The organism is Streptomyces sp. BBFR51, assembly GCF_044591655.1.
In the GTDB taxonomy this organism is placed as follows: domain Bacteria; phylum Actinomycetota; class Actinomycetes; order Streptomycetales; family Streptomycetaceae; genus Streptomyces.
Window position 1 is genome coordinate 3,444,358 of record NZ_CP172448.1, and the last position, 15,643, is coordinate 3,460,000.

The 15,643-nt window shown below is 70.0% G+C and carries 10 protein-coding genes and 2 rRNA genes (1 of these 12 cut by a window edge); 5 read left to right on the forward strand and 7 right to left on the reverse strand.

Annotated features, from left to right (window positions below; translation table 11 throughout):
• Nucleotides 1–124 precede the first annotated feature (124 nt).
• From ACGH7X_RS15600 to mtnA, 5 genes are all read right to left on the reverse strand, one after another.
• Entirely contained in the window at nucleotides 125–1,018 is an 894-nt protein-coding gene (locus ACGH7X_RS15600; RefSeq protein ID WP_399885771.1) for a ComF family protein, read from the reverse strand.
• Nucleotides 1,019–1,170: 152 nt separating this feature from the next.
• Nucleotides 1,171–3,018, reverse strand: coding sequence for an LpqB family beta-propeller domain-containing protein (locus ACGH7X_RS15605; RefSeq protein WP_399885773.1), 1,848 nt, complete (start codon nucleotides 3,016–3,018; stop codon nucleotides 1,171–1,173).
• Nucleotides 3,008–5,056, reverse strand: coding sequence for a two-component system sensor histidine kinase MtrB (mtrB, locus tag ACGH7X_RS15610; protein WP_399885775.1), 2,049 nt, complete (start codon nucleotides 5,054–5,056; stop codon nucleotides 3,008–3,010). The genes ACGH7X_RS15605 and mtrB overlap by 11 nt, the downstream gene beginning before the upstream one ends.
• Before the next feature lies 1 nt (nucleotide 5,057).
• Entirely contained in the window at nucleotides 5,058–5,747 is a 690-nt protein-coding gene (mtrA, locus tag ACGH7X_RS15615) for a two-component system response regulator MtrA (protein ID WP_003975799.1), read from the reverse strand.
• 4 nt (nucleotides 5,748–5,751) lie between these two features.
• Entirely contained in the window at nucleotides 5,752–6,894 is a 1,143-nt protein-coding gene (gene mtnA, locus ACGH7X_RS15620; protein WP_399885777.1) for an S-methyl-5-thioribose-1-phosphate isomerase, read from the reverse strand.
• Between the two features lie 140 nt (nucleotides 6,895–7,034).
• Here mtnA and ACGH7X_RS15625 point away from each other — a divergent pair, with 140 nt between their 5' ends.
• The 5 genes from ACGH7X_RS15625 to ACGH7X_RS15645 are packed head-to-tail and all read left to right on the forward strand — an operon-like array spanning nucleotide 7,035 to nucleotide 12,699.
• Nucleotides 7,035–8,399, forward strand: coding sequence for a glycerophosphoryl diester phosphodiesterase membrane domain-containing protein (locus tag ACGH7X_RS15625; protein ID WP_399885779.1), 1,365 nt, complete (start codon nucleotides 7,035–7,037; stop codon nucleotides 8,397–8,399).
• Nucleotides 8,400–8,403: 4 nt separating this feature from the next.
• A complete protein-coding gene (locus tag ACGH7X_RS15630) occupies nucleotides 8,404–9,186 on the forward strand; it encodes a DUF4129 domain-containing protein (protein ID WP_399885781.1) in 783 nt (260 codons plus the stop codon).
• The gene (locus tag ACGH7X_RS15635) at nucleotides 9,183–10,400 is read left to right on the forward strand and encodes a DUF4350 domain-containing protein (protein ID WP_399885783.1); all 1,218 of its coding nucleotides are present in this window, start codon (nucleotides 9,183–9,185) and stop codon (nucleotides 10,398–10,400) included. Before ACGH7X_RS15630 ends, ACGH7X_RS15635 begins: the two co-directional genes overlap by 4 nt.
• Complete coding sequence (locus ACGH7X_RS15640; protein WP_399885785.1) at nucleotides 10,397–11,389, forward strand: AAA family ATPase; 993 nt, start codon at nucleotides 10,397–10,399, stop codon at nucleotides 11,387–11,389. The genes ACGH7X_RS15635 and ACGH7X_RS15640 overlap by 4 nt, the downstream gene beginning before the upstream one ends.
• The gene (locus ACGH7X_RS15645) at nucleotides 11,389–12,699 is read left to right on the forward strand and encodes a DUF58 domain-containing protein (RefSeq protein ID WP_399885787.1); all 1,311 of its coding nucleotides are present in this window, start codon (nucleotides 11,389–11,391) and stop codon (nucleotides 12,697–12,699) included. Before ACGH7X_RS15640 ends, ACGH7X_RS15645 begins: the two co-directional genes overlap by 1 nt.
• Before the next feature lie 99 nt (nucleotides 12,700–12,798).
• Here the strand turns inward: ACGH7X_RS15645 and rrf are convergent.
• Nucleotides 12,799–12,915 (reverse strand): 5S ribosomal RNA (gene rrf, locus ACGH7X_RS15650).
• An 84-nt stretch (nucleotides 12,916–12,999) separates the two neighbouring features.
• Nucleotides 13,000–15,643 (reverse strand): 23S ribosomal RNA (locus ACGH7X_RS15655) (it continues 479 nt past the right edge of the window).

Genomic DNA, 15,643 nt, shown 5'->3' on the forward strand with positions numbered 1-15,643 from the left:
GCCTGCGGCTTTGCCTCACAACCGAACATATCTCGCCCGGACGGATGTCGTCACCCTCTACCGCGGCGTACCTCCGTTCAGATGAATTGACCCTCTCATTACCTGCAACGACGTAAGTTCTCAGTCAGTTCCGGTTTATTTCGAAGGAATCTGGTGAGGCCGCGACCACTGCCGCGCAGATCGCTTCACGGATCACTTCACCGCCTCCGTATGAGCCCGCCATTCGGGGCCCGGTCTTCCGTTCCTCTCTGCCTTCCCCTGCCGCCGAGGGATACACGGACGATCTCGGCGTCCAGTACGTGCCGGGCCCCGCCCGCGACTCAGCGGCACCGGCCGTCGCCGCGCGCACGGCCCGTGCCGCCTCGGACAGCGAGGCACCCGTCGTCATCAGGTCGTCGACCAGGACGACCGGCCCACCGCCGCGCAGCAGCCCACCACCGCCGGGAGCCACCGCCAGCGCGCCGGCGAGGTTGGCCAGCCGCTGCCGGGCGTCGAGCCCCGACTGGTCGGCCACGGCGTACCGCTGCCGCAGCACGGCCAGCACCCGGGCCGGTGTCCCGGTGCGCCGCAGCTCTCCCGCGGCCGCCAGGGCGATCCGCCGCGCCGGGTCGTGCCCGCGGGTCCGTACCGCCCGGCGCGCCGACGGCACGGGCACCAGCAGCACCGGCCCGCGCACCTGTACGTCGCCCCGGGCGGCACCGTCGGCCGTACCCGCCTGCCGCAGCCCCGCCCGCACCGCTCCCGCCAGCGCCGCGCCGAGCGGGGCCGTGAGTGCCAGCACGCCCCGCTCCTTGTGGGCCAGCAGGGCGGCGCGTACCTCGTCCTCGTACGGCGCCGCCGCGTGCACCGGCGGCAGCCCGGGCGGCTCCGGTGCCGGGCGCACACGGCACGGTGGGGCTCCGTCCAGAGCCGTACGACACCGGGGGCACAGCACGGCGCGAGCCCTGCCGCAGCCTCCGCACTCGGCCGGCAGCACCAGGTCCGTGAGGTCCCGCCACCATTCCCGCAATCCGCGCATGGCCACACTGTGCCAACGCCGACGGACCCCTGCCAGGCCTGTGGAAAACGCTCGCCGCGTCCTTGTGGAAAACTCCGGACGCCAGACTCCGCGTATCCCCCGCACGAGTGAACGCACGCCCTCGGAGGGCCTGTACACCGCCCGGGGACGCCTCAGCCCGGGTAGACCGGCGCGGTCCCCTCCGTCACCTTCTGCCACTGCAGCCCGGACGGCAGCCGCACGATGAGGTCCTCCGAGTACGCCACCAGCGGCAGCCGCTCGTCCTCGGTCGCGGCGATCTCCTTCACGCCGGTCAGCGCCGCGGGCACCGAGGCCTCCGGCGTGGAGCCGTCGACCTGGACGTATCCGATCTGCTGGACGCCACCGCGCTCGCGCCCGACGACCACGAGCCGGCTGTCACCGGCCCACGACATGGCCGTGACCTCCTCCAGCTCGGGAGTCGCGGAACGCAGTTCGAGGACGGTGACCGCGGGCGGGTCGCCCGCCTTCTCGTCCCGCTCGATCCGTCCGATGAGCAGCGACCGCTCGCCGTCCTTCTCCACGATGAGCGCGATCCGCACCCCGTCGGCGGCCACCCGCACGGCCTGGACCCGCCCGTCAAGGCCCGGCGTCCGCACCTCCACCGGATCGCCCGCGCCCGCCTTCAGCAGCAGCAACCGCGGGTCGGCCGGGTCGCGGTCGGCGATCCAGAGGTCGCCCCGCGCGTCCCAGCTGGGCGGTGTCAGCCGGTCGGCCTCCGTCTTGCCCTTGCTGATCAGCACGGGCTCGCCGAGCGAACCGCCCGACACCAGCGAACCGACGTACAGCGACTTGTTGTCGAGGCCGATCCCGGCCGCGCTGTGCTCGTCGCGCGAGACCGCCACCGACCGCAGGGCCTTCTCGCCCTCCCCCAGGGGGCCGGGCACGGGTTCCGCGCGCGTCCCGTTGCTGCCCGCGGCGATGCGCACGACGCGGTCCTCGTCGTCGACGAAGTAGAGGTAGTCGGGCGGCTGCGCGGAGCCGCGCGTCGCGACCGTCCCGGCCCGGTCCTCGGTGAGCGAACACAGTTGCTCACCGCCCGAGCGCAGCTCGACCTCCTCCACCGCCGGGGTGAGGTTCTGCAGCGTGAACAGCAGCTGCGCGGCCATCTCGTCGCACTTGTCGGCGCCCGCCCGGGCCGCCTTGTCGTTCAACGGCACGGTCAGCTTGCTGCGGTCGTCGGGCGCCAGCGAGGCGACGTTCTTCGCCAGCTCCGTTCCGGTCGGGAAGCTGGACCTGACCACCGGGCCGAGCAGGCTCGTCGGCCCGCTGAGCAGGGAACGCACCACCTGGGTCATCGGATCCACGCGCCGGCGCACGTAGACGGGATCGGCGACGGCCGCCGGCTCCCGGCTCGTGCCGGCCTCGGCGTCCGCCTGCACCGCGGTGTTCGAGGCGAAGTAGTACCGGTTGACCGACATGTAGTTGCGCTGGAAGTCCGACTTGCCCATGACGACGCCCTGCGGCAGCACGTCGATGCGCCACTGCTTGGTCTTGACGTCCCGGGTGAGGTGCACCGACTCGCGGTAGGAGCCGTCGGCCGGCGAGTACGACTGCTGCGCGTCCACCGTGGCGACCTTGGCGCCGGTCAGGGTGACCGAGTAGTCGTTGCCGTCCTCACGGCTGCCCGAGTGGTCGGACTCGGTCCCCGGGCCGCCCGCGAGCACCGTCGCCGACCGGTCCGGCCGCCAGTTCTTCGCGGCGTCGCCGGTCAGGTACTTGCGCGCCGTCTCATAGTGCGGATCGTCGCTGGTCAGCGCCTCCAGGAAGCCCTGCACGATGTCGGCGGGCGGGGCGTCCTCCTGGGGCGGCATCGCGAACACCCGCACCTGCGGGTCCTGCCGGGGCGTGGACTCCACCCCCCGCAGATCCCCGCTGTCGGGCATGGACGCGCATCCCGCCAGCAGTACGACCCCGCCGACGGCGTACGCCATCACGCGTGCCGGCCTGCGCCGACCGCCCCCCTCGCGGTCAGCGCCCACGAGATGCCTCCCCTTGCCTGCTCGACTCCTCCGGTTCGGCCTCCGGGCGGCTCGCCGCCTCCGGTGCCGGCCCGCCGTCCTGTCTCCGTGCGCCCGACACGGGCCTCGGCACCACCCGCGCGCCGTTGCCCGGCAGTGCCGTCGGGTCGGCCGTGGGAGCCACCGCGGCCTGCCGCGGCGTTATGGGCCCCCGCGCCGACGCCTGCGCCGGGACGCCGACCGCCTTGTCGGTGCCGTCCGGCAGCCCGGTGTCGCCGAGGCCCGCGTCGTGCAGCCCCCGATTGCGCCGCGAGTCCGTCGGCTCCAGCGGTATCGGCGAACCCCTGAGCGGCTCGTCCGCGGTCCTGGGCAGTGTCAGCCGGAACTGCGAGCCGCCGCCCGGCTCGCCCCAGGCCTGCAGCCAGCCGCCGTGCAGCCGCGCGTCCTCCAGGGCGATCGACAGCCCCAGCCCCGTACCACCGGTGGTACGCGCGCGTGCCGGGTCGGCCCGCCAGAAACGGCTGAAGACCCGGGTGGCCTCACCCGGCTTCAGTCCCACCCCGAAGTCGCGCACCGCGACGGCGACCGCGCCCCCGGCGGCGGCGAGCTTCACGACGACGTCCCGGCCCTCGCCGTGCTCGACGGCGTTGACGACGAGGTTGCGCAGCACGCGCTCCACTCGCCGGGCGTCCGCCTCGGCGACGACGGGCTGCTGGTCGCCGACGACACGTATCCCCGTGCCCTTGCGGTCGGCGAGCGGCTCCGCACCGCTGACGACCCGGCGCACGACCTCCCTGAGGTCTATCGGCTCCGCCTCCAGTGCCGCGGCGCCCGCGTCGAAGCGGCTGATCTCCAGCAGGTCGGCGAGCAGCGTCTCGAAGCGGTCCAGCTGGTCGGCGAGCAGCTCGGCCGACCGCGCGGTCACGGGATCGAAGTCCACGCGCGCGTCGTGGATGACGTCGGCCGCCATCCGTACGGTGGTCAGCGGCGTCCGCAGCTCGTGCGACACGTCGGAGACGAAACGCCGCTGCATCCGCGACAGGTCCTCCAGCTGGCTGATCTTCAGCTGAAGGTTCTGCGCCATCTTGTTGAAGGCCTCGCCGAGCCGGGCGATGTCGTCCTCGCCGGTGACCTTCATACGTTCCTGAAGCCGCCCGGCGGACAGCCGCTCGGCGATGCTGGCCGCCATCCGTACGGGCGTGACGACCTGGCGCACCACGAGCCAGGCGATGGCCCCCAGGAGAACGACGACGAAGAGCCCGGCCGTCGCCAGGGTGCCCCTGACCAGGCTGAGGGACTTCTCCTCCTGGGTGAGCGGGAAGAGGTAGTACAGCTGGTACGGCTCGCCGTTCGGGTCGTTGACCTGCTTGCCGATGACCAGTCCGGGCTGGGAGGCCTGGTCGGAGTTGTAGACGATCCGGGTGTAGCTCTGGGCCGCCGCGGTACTGCCGTCGATGCGCTCGCGCAGGTTCTCGGGGACGCTGGCGGACCAGTCGACCAGGCCGGAGGCGCGCGGACCGCGCCCGCTGCCGCCGTCGCCGCCCATCGGGAGGGTGACCACGTCGAAGGCGCCCTGGCCACCGCTGGAGAGCGACTTCACCAGTTCACTCATCCACTGGATGACGTTCTGCGCGGGACGCCCGTCCGCCGGGGTGCTGTCCTCGCCGTTGACGCTCGCCGCCTCCTCGGCCTTCTGCTTGGCCGCGGTGAAACCGCCGGTGGCCTGGCTCTGGGACGCCTTCACCTTGGCGTCCAGCAGTCCGTTGCGGACCTGCCCGATCACCACGAAGCCGAGCAGCAGCACCACGCCCAGCGACATCAGCAGGGTGGTGGCGACGACCTTGAGCTGGATGTTGCGCCGCCACAGCCGCATGACGGGCAGCAGTGGACGGCGCACCCAGCGCATGAAGAGACGGAGCACCGGACTGCCCTGCACCCCGCCGTGCAGCAGCCCGCCCTCCAGCACGCGGCTGAAGCGCGAGCCGGCGCTCTGGTGGCCGACAGGCCGTCCGGCGCGGGCCCCGGACCCGGGCGCCGAAGCGGCACTGTCCCTGGTCATGTCAGCTCGGTCCGGCCTTGTAACCGACGCCGCGGACGGTCACCACGATCTCCGGCTTCTCCGGGTCCTTCTCGACCTTGGAGCGCAGCCGCTGCACATGCACGTTGACCAGCCGAGTGTCGGCCGCGTGCCGGTAGCCCCAGACCTGCTCGAGGAGCACCTCACGCGTGAACACCTGCCACGGCTTGCGGGCCAGCGCCACCAGCAGGTCGAACTCCAGCGGCGTCAGCGCGATCGACTGTCCGTCCCGCTTCACGGAGTGACCGGCCACGTCGATGACCAGGTCGCCTATGGCGAGCTGTTCCGGTGCCGGTTCCTCGGACCTCCTCAGGCGTGCCCGGATACGGGCCACCAACTCCTTCGGCTTGAACGGCTTCACGATGTAGTCATCGGCGCCCGACTCCAGACCCACCACGACGTCGACGGTGTCGCTCTTCGCCGTCAGCATCACGATCGGCACACCCGACTCCGCCCTGATCAGGCGGCACACCTCGATGCCGTCCCGTCCGGGCAGCATCAGGTCGAGCAGCACCAGGTCCGGCTTGGTCTCCCGGAAGGCGGCCAGCGCCTTGTCGCCGTCGGCTACGAAAGACGGCTCAAAACCCTCACCACGCAGCACAATGCCGAGCATCTCGGCCAGTGCGGTGTCGTCGTCGACGACAAGGACTCGTCCCTTCATAAACGACATCATCCCATTAGCTAATCGTTACCTGGCGTGACCTGGCACACAGCTCCGCCAGGGCTTCGGTCGTCACGGGCGAAACCGCGCCCTCCTCGGTGACGATCGCCGTCACCAGTTCGGGCGGAGTCACGTCGAACGCCGGGTTGTACGCCTGGGTCCCCAGGGGTGCCACCGGAATCCCGCCTCCCGCTCCCGTCACCGGCACCTGAGGTGCTGTGACCTCGGTCACTTCATATCCGGGGCGCTGTTCCACCTCGATGGACGCCCCGTCCGGCGTGTCCGGATCCACCGTCGTGACCGGCGCCACGACGATGAACGGCACATGGTGATACCGCGCGAGCACCGCGAGCGGATAGCTCCCCACCTTGTTCGCCACCGAACCGTCGGCCGCGATGCGGTCCGCACCGATCAGCACGGCGTCCACCTCACCCGCCGCGAACAGCGAACCTGCCGCGTTGTCGGTGAGCAAGGTGTACGCCATGTCGTTGCGGGCCGCCTCGTATGCCGTCAGGCGAGCACCTTGCAGCAAGGGACGCGTTTCGTCCACCCAGAGGCGTCGCAGCCGCCCCGACCGGTGCGCCGCGAGCGCCACCGCGAAGGCGGTTCCCTCACCGCCCGACACCAGCGAACCGGTGTTGCAGTGCGTGAGGACGCGGTGCCCTCCGGCGGGCAGCAGCTCGTCCAGCAGCGCCAGTCCGTGCGCGGCCATCCGGGCGCTGGCCTCGGCGTCCTCCCGGTGCAGCGCCCGCGCCGCGGACAGCGCCGCCGCCGCGGCCTGCCGGGTGTCACCGGTCCTGGCGAGCGCCTCCTGGTGGGCCGCCTGCGCCCGGCGCACCCCGACGGCGAGGTTCACCGCGGTGGGGCGGGCCCCCGCCAGCGCGGCCGCGGCCTCCTCCACCTCGAAGCCCCGGACGGCGGCGAGCGCGACCCCGTAGGCGCCCGCGATGCCCAGCAGCGGCGCCCCGCGCACGGCGAGCGACCGGATCGCCTCCACGAGCGCGGACGCGTCCGTGCAGACCAGCTCGACCTCCTCGGCCGGCAGCCTGGTCTGGTCCAGCAGGACCAGCACCGGGCCCTCGGGAGGCTCGTCCCAGCGAAGGACCGGTATCCCGGTCGGCCGCTTGTCCTCGCCGCTTCGCGCGTCCTGATCAGCCATGCGGTCAGTCTGCCCCCTGTACGACGGACAATTGAAGGTGCGCAGCCCATACCGTGCCCGGTCCGCACCCGACGCCCCCATGACACGATGGCTGCCAACCTGCCGCCGCGACCGCGGACGGGCACCGTGAAGGAGCGACGATGAACGACACTCCGGGCTGGGCCTCGCCCGGATCCGCCCCGTCCGACGGGCGGGAGCCCGGCGCGTCCGGCCCCGCCGAGCCCGCCGACCGCCCCGCCGGCCCCGATCAGCCCGCGCAGCCCGCGGACCGGCCGGGTGCGGAACCGACGAGCCCCGGCACGAAGTGGTCCAAGGAGCAGCCGCCCCCCGCCCAGTGGTCCGCGCCCACCGGCCCGGCGGGCCCGGGCGAGACCCCGCCGCCCCCGCCTCCGGGCCCGGGGTGGGGCGCACCGCCCCCCGGACCTCCCGGCGGCGGCTACGGCGGCTGGGGAGGCCAGAGCGGCGGCCACGGCGGTTACGGCGCCCCCGGGGGACACGGTGGCTGGGGAGGCGGCTGGGGCGGCCCCCCGCCCGCGGCCAAGCCCGGTGTGATCCCGCTCCGCCCGCTCGGCGTCGGTGAGATCCTCGACGGCGCGGTCTCCACCATGCGCACCTACTGGCGCACGGTCCTCGGCATCTCCCTGACCGTCGCCATCTTCACCGAGATCATCGTCGTGCTGCTCCAGGGCCTCGTCCTGGACGACACCAGCACGGAGGCTCTCAACGACCCCGACGCCACCCTGAGCGAACTCGGCGACGCGCTGACCGACACCACGATCAACTCCGGTGTCATCTTCCTGATCTCCCTGATCGGCACCGTACTGGCCACCGCTCTGCTCACGACCGTCACCAGCCGCGCCGTGCTCGGCCGGCCGGTGACCACCGGCGAGGCCTGGCGGGACGCCCGCCCCCAGGTGCTGAAGCTCTTCGGGCTGATCCTCCTGCTGCTCCTCATCGTCGCCGGCATCGTCACCGCCGGCATGGCGCCCGGTCTCCTCGTCACCGCCGCCGCGGGCAGCGACGCCGGAGTGGCCCTGACCGTCCTGGGCTTCCTGGCGGGCGGAGTCGTCGCGGTGTGGCTCATGGTCCGCTTCTCGCTGGCGTCCCCGGCGCTGATGCTGGAGAAGCAGGGCATCAAGAAGGCGATGGGCCGCTCCGTGAAGCTGGTGCGCGGCTCCTGGTGGCGCGTCTTCGGCATCCAACTGCTCGCCACGGTCATCGCCAACGTCGTCGCGTCGATCATCGTCATCCCCTTCACCTTCCTCGCCGCGGCCCTCGGCGGCGACGGCGTCGGCAGCTTCCTGGAGGGCACCGGGGACCTCGGCTGGACGTTCCTCGTCGTCAGCGGCATCGGCTCGGTGATCGGCTCCATGATCACCTTCCCGATCACGGCGGGCGTCGCCGTACTGCTGTACATCGACCAGCGCATCCGCCGCGAGGCCCTCGACCTCGAACTGGCCCGCGTCGCCGGCTCCCGGGGCTCCGGCGCCGTCCCGGGGAGCTGATGGGGTGAGCGGGGCGGGGGGAGTTCTCACAGAGGTGCTGTCACGCACCGCCGCACGAACGGTGTCGCGCGCCGGCGACACCTCCGTACTGTCGCTGTCGCGCTCCGGCGACGAACCGCCGGTGACGATCCCGCGCGACCCGGCGCGGGATGCCGCGCGGCGCGAGCTGTCCAAGCGCATGTACCACGAGAACGACCCCAGTTGGTTCCAGCGGGCCCTGAACGCCTTCTGGGACTGGATCGACGAGCTGTTCAGCAGGGCGTCCACCGCCACACCCGGGGGGACACTCGGCCTGGTCGTCATCGTCGTGGCCGTCGTGGCGGTGCTGGGCGCCCTCTGGTGGCGCCTGGGCACCCCGCGCCGCGGACCGGTCTCCACCCCCGCTCTGTTCGACGACCGCCCCCGCAGCGCCGCAGACCACCGCGCCGCCGCACAGGCGCACGCCGCCCAAGGACACTGGAACCAGGCCGTCCAGGAACGCATGCGAGCTGTCGTCCGCGCCCTGGAGGAACGCGCCCTGCTCGACATCCGCCCCGGCCGCACCGCCGACGAGGCGGCCACCGAGGCCGGCCGCTCCCTGCCCGCCCACAGCGAACGACTGCGCGCCGCCGCCCGCGACTTCGACGACGTCACGTACGGCGGCCGACCCGGCACCGAGCCGTCGTACCAACGCCTCACCGAACTCGACCACGACCTGGAGCGCAGCAAGCCGCAGCTGGCGAGCAGCACGGCCGGCGGCCCCGCGGGGGACGCGGACCGGGACACCCGCCGGGGAGCCGCCGAATGACCACCGAGGCCACGCTTCCCACCACCTCGGCCTCGCCCACCGCCCGCCAGGTGTGGACACGCGCGCGGGGCATCGCGCTCGCCCTCGTTTTGCTGCTGGTCGGGGCCGTCGCGATCGCCGTCGTCCGCTCGGACGCCCGGCACGGCGAACTCGACCCGCGCTCCGCCGACCCCTACGGCAGCCGGGCCGTCGCCGAACTCCTCGCCGACCGGGGGGTCTCCACGCGCGTGGTCACCACCCTGGACGGCGCCCAGGCCGCGGCCGGCCCGGACACCACCCTGCTGGTCGCCGCTCCCGACCTCCTGACGGAACGCCAGCAGACACAGCTGCGCTCCTCGACCGACGGCTCGGGTGGGCGCACCGTCCTCGTGGCCCCCGGCGGCTCCGCCGTCGAACGCCTCGCTCCCGGCGTCACCGCCGACCCCGCGCTCAGCTTCGACTCGACACTGGCCCCTGCCTGCGACCTGCCCGCCGCCCGACGCGCGGGCGACGCCGACACGGGCGGCCTCCGCTACAGCACCCACCTCGAAGCCGACGCCTGCTACCCCAGCCGCCGCCTGGCCACTCTGCTGCGCATCCCCGACGCGTCCACGACGGCGCCTCAGGAAGCCACCCCGGGCGACACCGTCGTCCTCGGCGCCCCCGACATCCTCCTCAACAACCGCCTCGACGAGCACGGCAACGCCTCTCTCGCCCTCCAACTCCTCGGCTCCCGCGAACACCTGGTCTGGTACCTCCCCTCCCTCTCCGACATCCCGGACCCGGACGACGAGCGCAGCTTCTTCGACCTGCTCCCCTCCGGCTGGCTCTGGGGCACCCTCCAGCTCTTCGTCGCCGCCGCCCTCGCCGCCCTGTGGCGGGCACGCCGACTCGGCCCCCTGGTACCCGAGAAACTCCCCGTCGCGATCCGCGCCTCCGAAACCGTCGAAGGCCGCGCCCGCCTCTACCGCAAGGCGAACGCCCGCGACCGCGCGGCCACCGCTCTTCGCTCCGCCACCCGCACCCGCCTCGCCCCCCTCGTAGGCGTCCCCGTCACCCAGGCGCACACGCCCGAGTCCCTGCTCCCCGCCCTGTCGGCGCACCTCCACGGCGCTCCCGGCGACGGGCAGTCCCTGCACACCCTCCTCTTCGGCCCGCCGCCCGGCGACGACGCGGCCCTCATCGCACTCGCCGACCAACTCGACGCCCTCGAAAGAGAGGTACGCCGTCCATGATGGACCCGACCACTGACAACGCCGGGCAGAGCGCGGCCCCGGGCAACGCCCGCGCCGCCCTCGAAGCCCTGCGCGCCGAGATCGCCAAGGCCGTGGTCGGCCAGGACGCCGCCGTCACCGGTCTCGTCGTCGCCCTCCTGTGCCGCGGCCACGTCCTCCTCGAAGGCGTCCCCGGAGTCGCCAAGACCCTCCTCGTCCGCACCCTCGCGGCAGCCACCGAACTCGACACCAAACGCGTCCAGTTCACCCCCGACCTGATGCCGAGCGACGTCACCGGCTCGCTGGTCTACGACGCCCGCACCGCCGAGTTCTCCTTTCAGCCCGGCCCGGCCTTCACCAACCTGCTCCTCGCCGACGAGATCAACCGCACGCCCCCGAAGACCCAGTCGTCCCTCCTCGAAGCCATGGAGGAACGCCAGGTCACGGTCGACGGCACGCCACGCCCGCTCCCCGAGCCCTTCCTCGTCGCGGCCACCCAGAACCCGGTCGAGTACGAGGGCACCTACCCCCTCCCGGAAGCTCAGCTGGACCGCTTCCTTCTCAAGCTCACCGTCCCGCTCCCCTCCCGCCAGGACGAGATCGACGTCCTCACCCGCCACGCCGCCGGCTTCAACCCGCGCGACCTGCGCGCCGCCGGCGTACGCCCCGTCGCGAGCGCCGCCGACCTCGAAACGGCCCGCGCCGAGGTCGCCGAGACGACCGTCTCCCCGGAGATCACCGCCTACGTCGTCGACATCTGCCGCGCCACCCGCGAGTCGCCGTCCCTCACCCTCGGCGTCTCCCCGCGCGGCGCCACGGCACTGCTGTCGACCTCGCGCGCGTGGGCCTGGCTCACGGGCCGCGACTACGTCACCCCCGACGACGTGAAGGCCCTGGCCCTCCCCACTCTCCGGCACCGCGTCCAGCTCCGTCCGGAGGCCGAGATGGAGGGCGTGACCACGGACTCCGTCATCAACGCGATCCTCGCCCACGTCCCCGTGCCCCGCTGATGGCTCTCACCGGACGCGCCGCGCTCATCGCGGCCCTCGGCTCCGTCCCCATCGGCATCTGGGACCCGGGCTGGACGGGCATCCTCGCGGTCAACGCCCCGCTGGCCGCGGCATGCGCCTGCGACTTCGCCCTGGCCGCCCCCGTACGACGGCTGCTCCTGAGTCGCTCCGGCGACACGTCCGCCCGTCTGGGCGAGACCGCCGACGTCACCCTGACGGTCACCAACCCGTCCAGCCGCCCCCTGCGGGCCCGGCTCCGCGACGCCTGGCCGCCCAGCAGCTGGCAACCCGGCACGGAGACGGTGGCCTCCCGCCACAGCCTGACGGTCCCGCCCGGCGAACGCCGCCGGGTGACCACCCGCCTTCGCCCGTCCCGTCGCGGCGACCGCGAGGCGGACCGCGTCACGATCCGGTCCTACGGCCCCCTGGGACTCTTCACCCGACAGGGCACCCACCGGGTCCCCTGGACGGTACGCGTCCTCCCCCCGTTCACCAGCCGCAAGCACCTCCCCTCCAAGCTGTCCCGCCTACGCGAACTCGACGGCCGCACCAGCGTCCTCACCCGCGGAGAGGGCACGGAGTTCGACAGCCTGCGCGAGTACGTACCCGGCGACGACACCCGTTCCATCGACTGGCGCGCGACGGCCCGCCAGTCCACCGTCGCCGTACGCACCTGGCGCCCCGAACGCGACCGGCACATCCTGCTCGTCCTCGACACCGGCCGCACCTCGGCCGGACGTGTGGGCGACGCGCCCCGCCTCGACGCGTCCATGGACGCCGCCCTGCTCCTGGCCGCCCTGGCCTCCCGTGCCGGCGACCGTGTCGACCTCCTCGCCTACGACCGCCGGGTACGCGCCCTGCTTCAGGGCCGCACGGCGGGCGACGTACTTCCCTCCCTGGTCAACGCCATGGCGACGCTGGAGCCGGAGCTGGTGGAGACCGACGCGCGTGGCCTCACCGCCACCGCTCTCCGATCGGCCCCCCGCCGCTCCCTTATCGTCCTGCTCACGACACTGGACGCGGCCCCGATCGAAGAAGGGCTGCTACCCGTCCTGCCCCAGCTGACACAGCGCCACACGGTCCTCGTGGCCTCGGTGGCGGACCCGCACGTCTCCACCATGGCCGAGGCCCGGGGCCACACGGACGCCGTCTACGAAGCCGCTGCGGCCGCGCAGGCCCAGTCGGAACGCCGTCGAACCGCCGACCAGCTCCGCCGGCACGGCGTCACCGTCGTCGACGCGACCCCGGACGAGCTTCCTCCGGCGCTCGCCGACGCCTACCTGGAACTCAAAACGGCAGGCCGTCTGTAAGCGACAGGGCAGGGCCGAAAGGCCCCGCTCCAGTCTCAACGGCCCTTAAACGCAGAAAACCCCGCACCGTTCCCGGTGCGGGGTTTTCTCGCAATGATTGTTCGGCGGCGTCCTACTCTCCCACAGGGTCCCCCCTGCAGTACCATCGGCGCTGTAAGGCTTAGCTTCCGGGTTCGAAATGTAACCGGGCGTTTCCCCTACGCTATGACCACCGAAACACTATGAAACTCTCAACCGCACCATGTGTGGCACATGGGGTTGTTCGTGGTTTCAGAACCAACACAGTGGACGCGAGCAACTGAGGACAAGCCCTCGGCCTATTAGTACCGGTCACCTCCACACCTCACGGTGCTTCCAGATCCGGCCTATCAACCCAGTCGTCTACTGGGAGCCTTAACCCCTCAAAGGGGGTGGGAGTCCTCATCTCGAAGCAGGCTTCCCGCTTAGATGCTTTCAGCGGTTATCCCTCCCGAACGTAGCCAACCAGCCATGCCCTTGGCAGGACAACTGGCACACCAGAGGTTCGTCCGTCCCGGTCCTCTCGTACTAGGGACAGCCCTTCTCAAGACTCCTACGCGCACAGCGGATAGGGACCGAACTGTCTCACGACGTTCTAAACCCAGCTCGCGTACCGCTTTAATGGGCGAACAGCCCAACCCTTGGGACCGACTCCAGCCCCAGGATGCGACGAGCCGACATCGAGGTGCCAAACCATCCCGTCGATATGGACTCTTGGGGAAGATCAGCCTGTTATCCCCGGGGTACCTTTTATCCGTTGAGCGACGGCGCTTCCACAAGCCACCGCCGGATCACTAGTCCCGACTTTCGTCCCTGCTCGACCCGTCGGTCTCACAGTCAAGCTCCCTTGTGCACTTACACTCAACACCTGATTGCCAACCAGGCTGAGGGAACCTTTGGGCGCCTCCGTTACTCTTTAGGAGGCAACCGCCCCAGTTAAACTACCCATCAGACACTGTCCCTGATCCGGATCACGGACCCAGGTTAGACATCCAGCACGACCAGACTGGTATTTCAACGACGACTCCACCCACACTGGCGTGCGAGCTTCAAAGTCTCCCAGCTATCCTACACAAGCCGAACCGAACACCAATATCAAACTGTAGTAAAGGTCCCGGGGTCTTTCCGTCCTGCTGCGCGAAACGAGCATCTTTACTCGTAGTGCAATTTCACCGGGCCTATGGTTGAGACAGTCGAGAAGTCGTTACGCCATTCGTGCAGGTCGGAACTTACCCGACAAGGAATTTCGCTACCTTAGGATGGTTATAGTTACCACCGCCGTTTACTGGCGCTTAAGTTCTCAGCTTCGCCACACCGAAATGTGACTAACCGGTCCCCTTAACGTTCCAGCACCGGGCAGGCGTCAGTCCGTATACATCGCCTTACGGCTTCGCACGGACCTGTGTTTTTAGTAAACAGTCGCTTCTCGCTGGTCTCTGCGGCCACCCCCAGCTCAGAGTGTAAAACTCGTCACCGAGTGTGGCCCCCCTTCTCCCGAAGTTACGGGGGCATTTTGCCGAGTTCCTTAACCATAGTTCACCCGAACGCCTCGGTATTCTCTACCTGACCACCTGAGTCGGTTTAGGGTACGGGCCGCCATGAAACTCGCTAGAGGCTTTTCTCGACAGCATAGGATCATCCACTTCACCACAATCGGCTCGGCATCAGGTCTCACCCACATGCCATCCGGATTTACCTGGATGACGGGCTACACCCTTACCCCGGGACAACCACCGCCCGGGATGGACTACCTTCCTGCGTCACCCCATCACTCACCTACTGCAAGTCTGGTTCGCCGGCTCCACCACTTTCCTTTCCCCGAAGGGTCCGGAACGGCTTCACGGACTTAGCATCGCCTGGTTCGATGTTTGACGCTTCACAGCGGGTACCGGAATATCAACCGGTTATCCATCGACTACGCCTGTCGGCCTCGCCTTAGGTCCCGACTTACCCTGGGCAGATCAGCTTGACCCAGGAACCCTTAGTCAATCGGCGCAAACGTTTCTCACGTTTGTATCGCTACTCATGCCTGCATTCTCACTCGTGAACCGTCCACAACTCGCTTCCGCGGCTGCTTCACCCGGCACACGACGCTCCCCTACCCATCACAGCCGGCGTTGGCCGTATTGCTGCAATGACACGACTTCGGCGGTACGCTTGAGCCCCGCTACATTGTCGGCGCGGAATCACTAGACCAGTGAGCTATTACGCACTCTTTCAAGGGTGGCTGCTTCTAAGCCAACCTCCTGGTTGTCTGTGCGACTCCACATCCTTTCCCACTTAGCGTACGCTTAGGGGCCTTAGTCGATGCTCTGGGCTGTTTCCCTCTCGACCATGGAGCTTATCCCCCACAGTCTCACTGCCGCGCTCTCACTTACCGGCATTCGGAGTTTGGCTAAGGTCAGTAACCCGGTAGGGCCCATCGCCTATCCAGTGCTCTACCTCCGGCAAGAAACACACGACGCTGCACCTAAATGCATTTCGGGGAGAACCAGCTATCACGGAGTTTGATTGGCCTTTCACCCCTAACCACAGGTCATCCCCCAGGTTTTCAACCCTGGTGGGTTCGGTCCTCCACGACCTCTTACAGCCGCTTCAACCTGCCCATGGCTAGATCACTCCGCTTCGGGTCTTGAGCGTGCTACTCAAACGCCCTATTAGGACTCGCTTTCGCTACGGCTTCCCCACCCGGGTTAACCTCGCAACACACCGCAAACTCGCAGGCTCATTCTTCAAAAGGCACGCAGTCACGAGACACCAAGCAAGCTTGATGTCCGACGCTCCCACGGCTTGTAGGCACACGGTTTCAGGTACTATTTCACTCCGCTCCCGCGGTACTTTTCACCATTCCCTCACGGTACTATCCGCTATCGGTCACCAGGGAATATTTAGGCTTAGCGGGTGGTCCCGCCAGATTCACACGGGA

What these genes read in the sequence shown, in the direction of transcription:
- ACGH7X_RS15645 (WP_399885787.1), top strand. Translation starts at nt 11,389, where the DNA reads ATGGCTCTCACCGGACGCGCCGCGCTCATCGCGGCCCTCGGCTCCGTC.
- mtnA (WP_399885777.1), bottom strand. Translation starts at nt 6,894, where the DNA reads ATGGCTGATCAGGACGCGCGAAGCGGCGAGGACAAGCGGCCGACCGGG.
- ACGH7X_RS15640 (WP_399885785.1), top strand. Translation starts at nt 10,397, where the DNA reads ATGATGGACCCGACCACTGACAACGCCGGGCAGAGCGCGGCCCCGGGC.
- mtrA (WP_003975799.1), bottom strand. Translation starts at nt 5,747, where the DNA reads ATGATGTCGTTTATGAAGGGACGAGTCCTTGTCGTCGACGACGACACC.
- ACGH7X_RS15625 (WP_399885779.1), top strand. Translation starts at nt 7,035, where the DNA reads ATGAACGACACTCCGGGCTGGGCCTCGCCCGGATCCGCCCCGTCCGAC.
- mtrB (WP_399885775.1), bottom strand. Translation starts at nt 5,056, where the DNA reads ATGACCAGGGACAGTGCCGCTTCGGCGCCCGGGTCCGGGGCCCGCGCC.
- ACGH7X_RS15635 (WP_399885783.1), top strand. Translation starts at nt 9,183, where the DNA reads ATGACCACCGAGGCCACGCTTCCCACCACCTCGGCCTCGCCCACCGCC.
- ACGH7X_RS15600 (WP_399885771.1), bottom strand. Translation starts at nt 1,018, where the DNA reads ATGCGCGGATTGCGGGAATGGTGGCGGGACCTCACGGACCTGGTGCTG.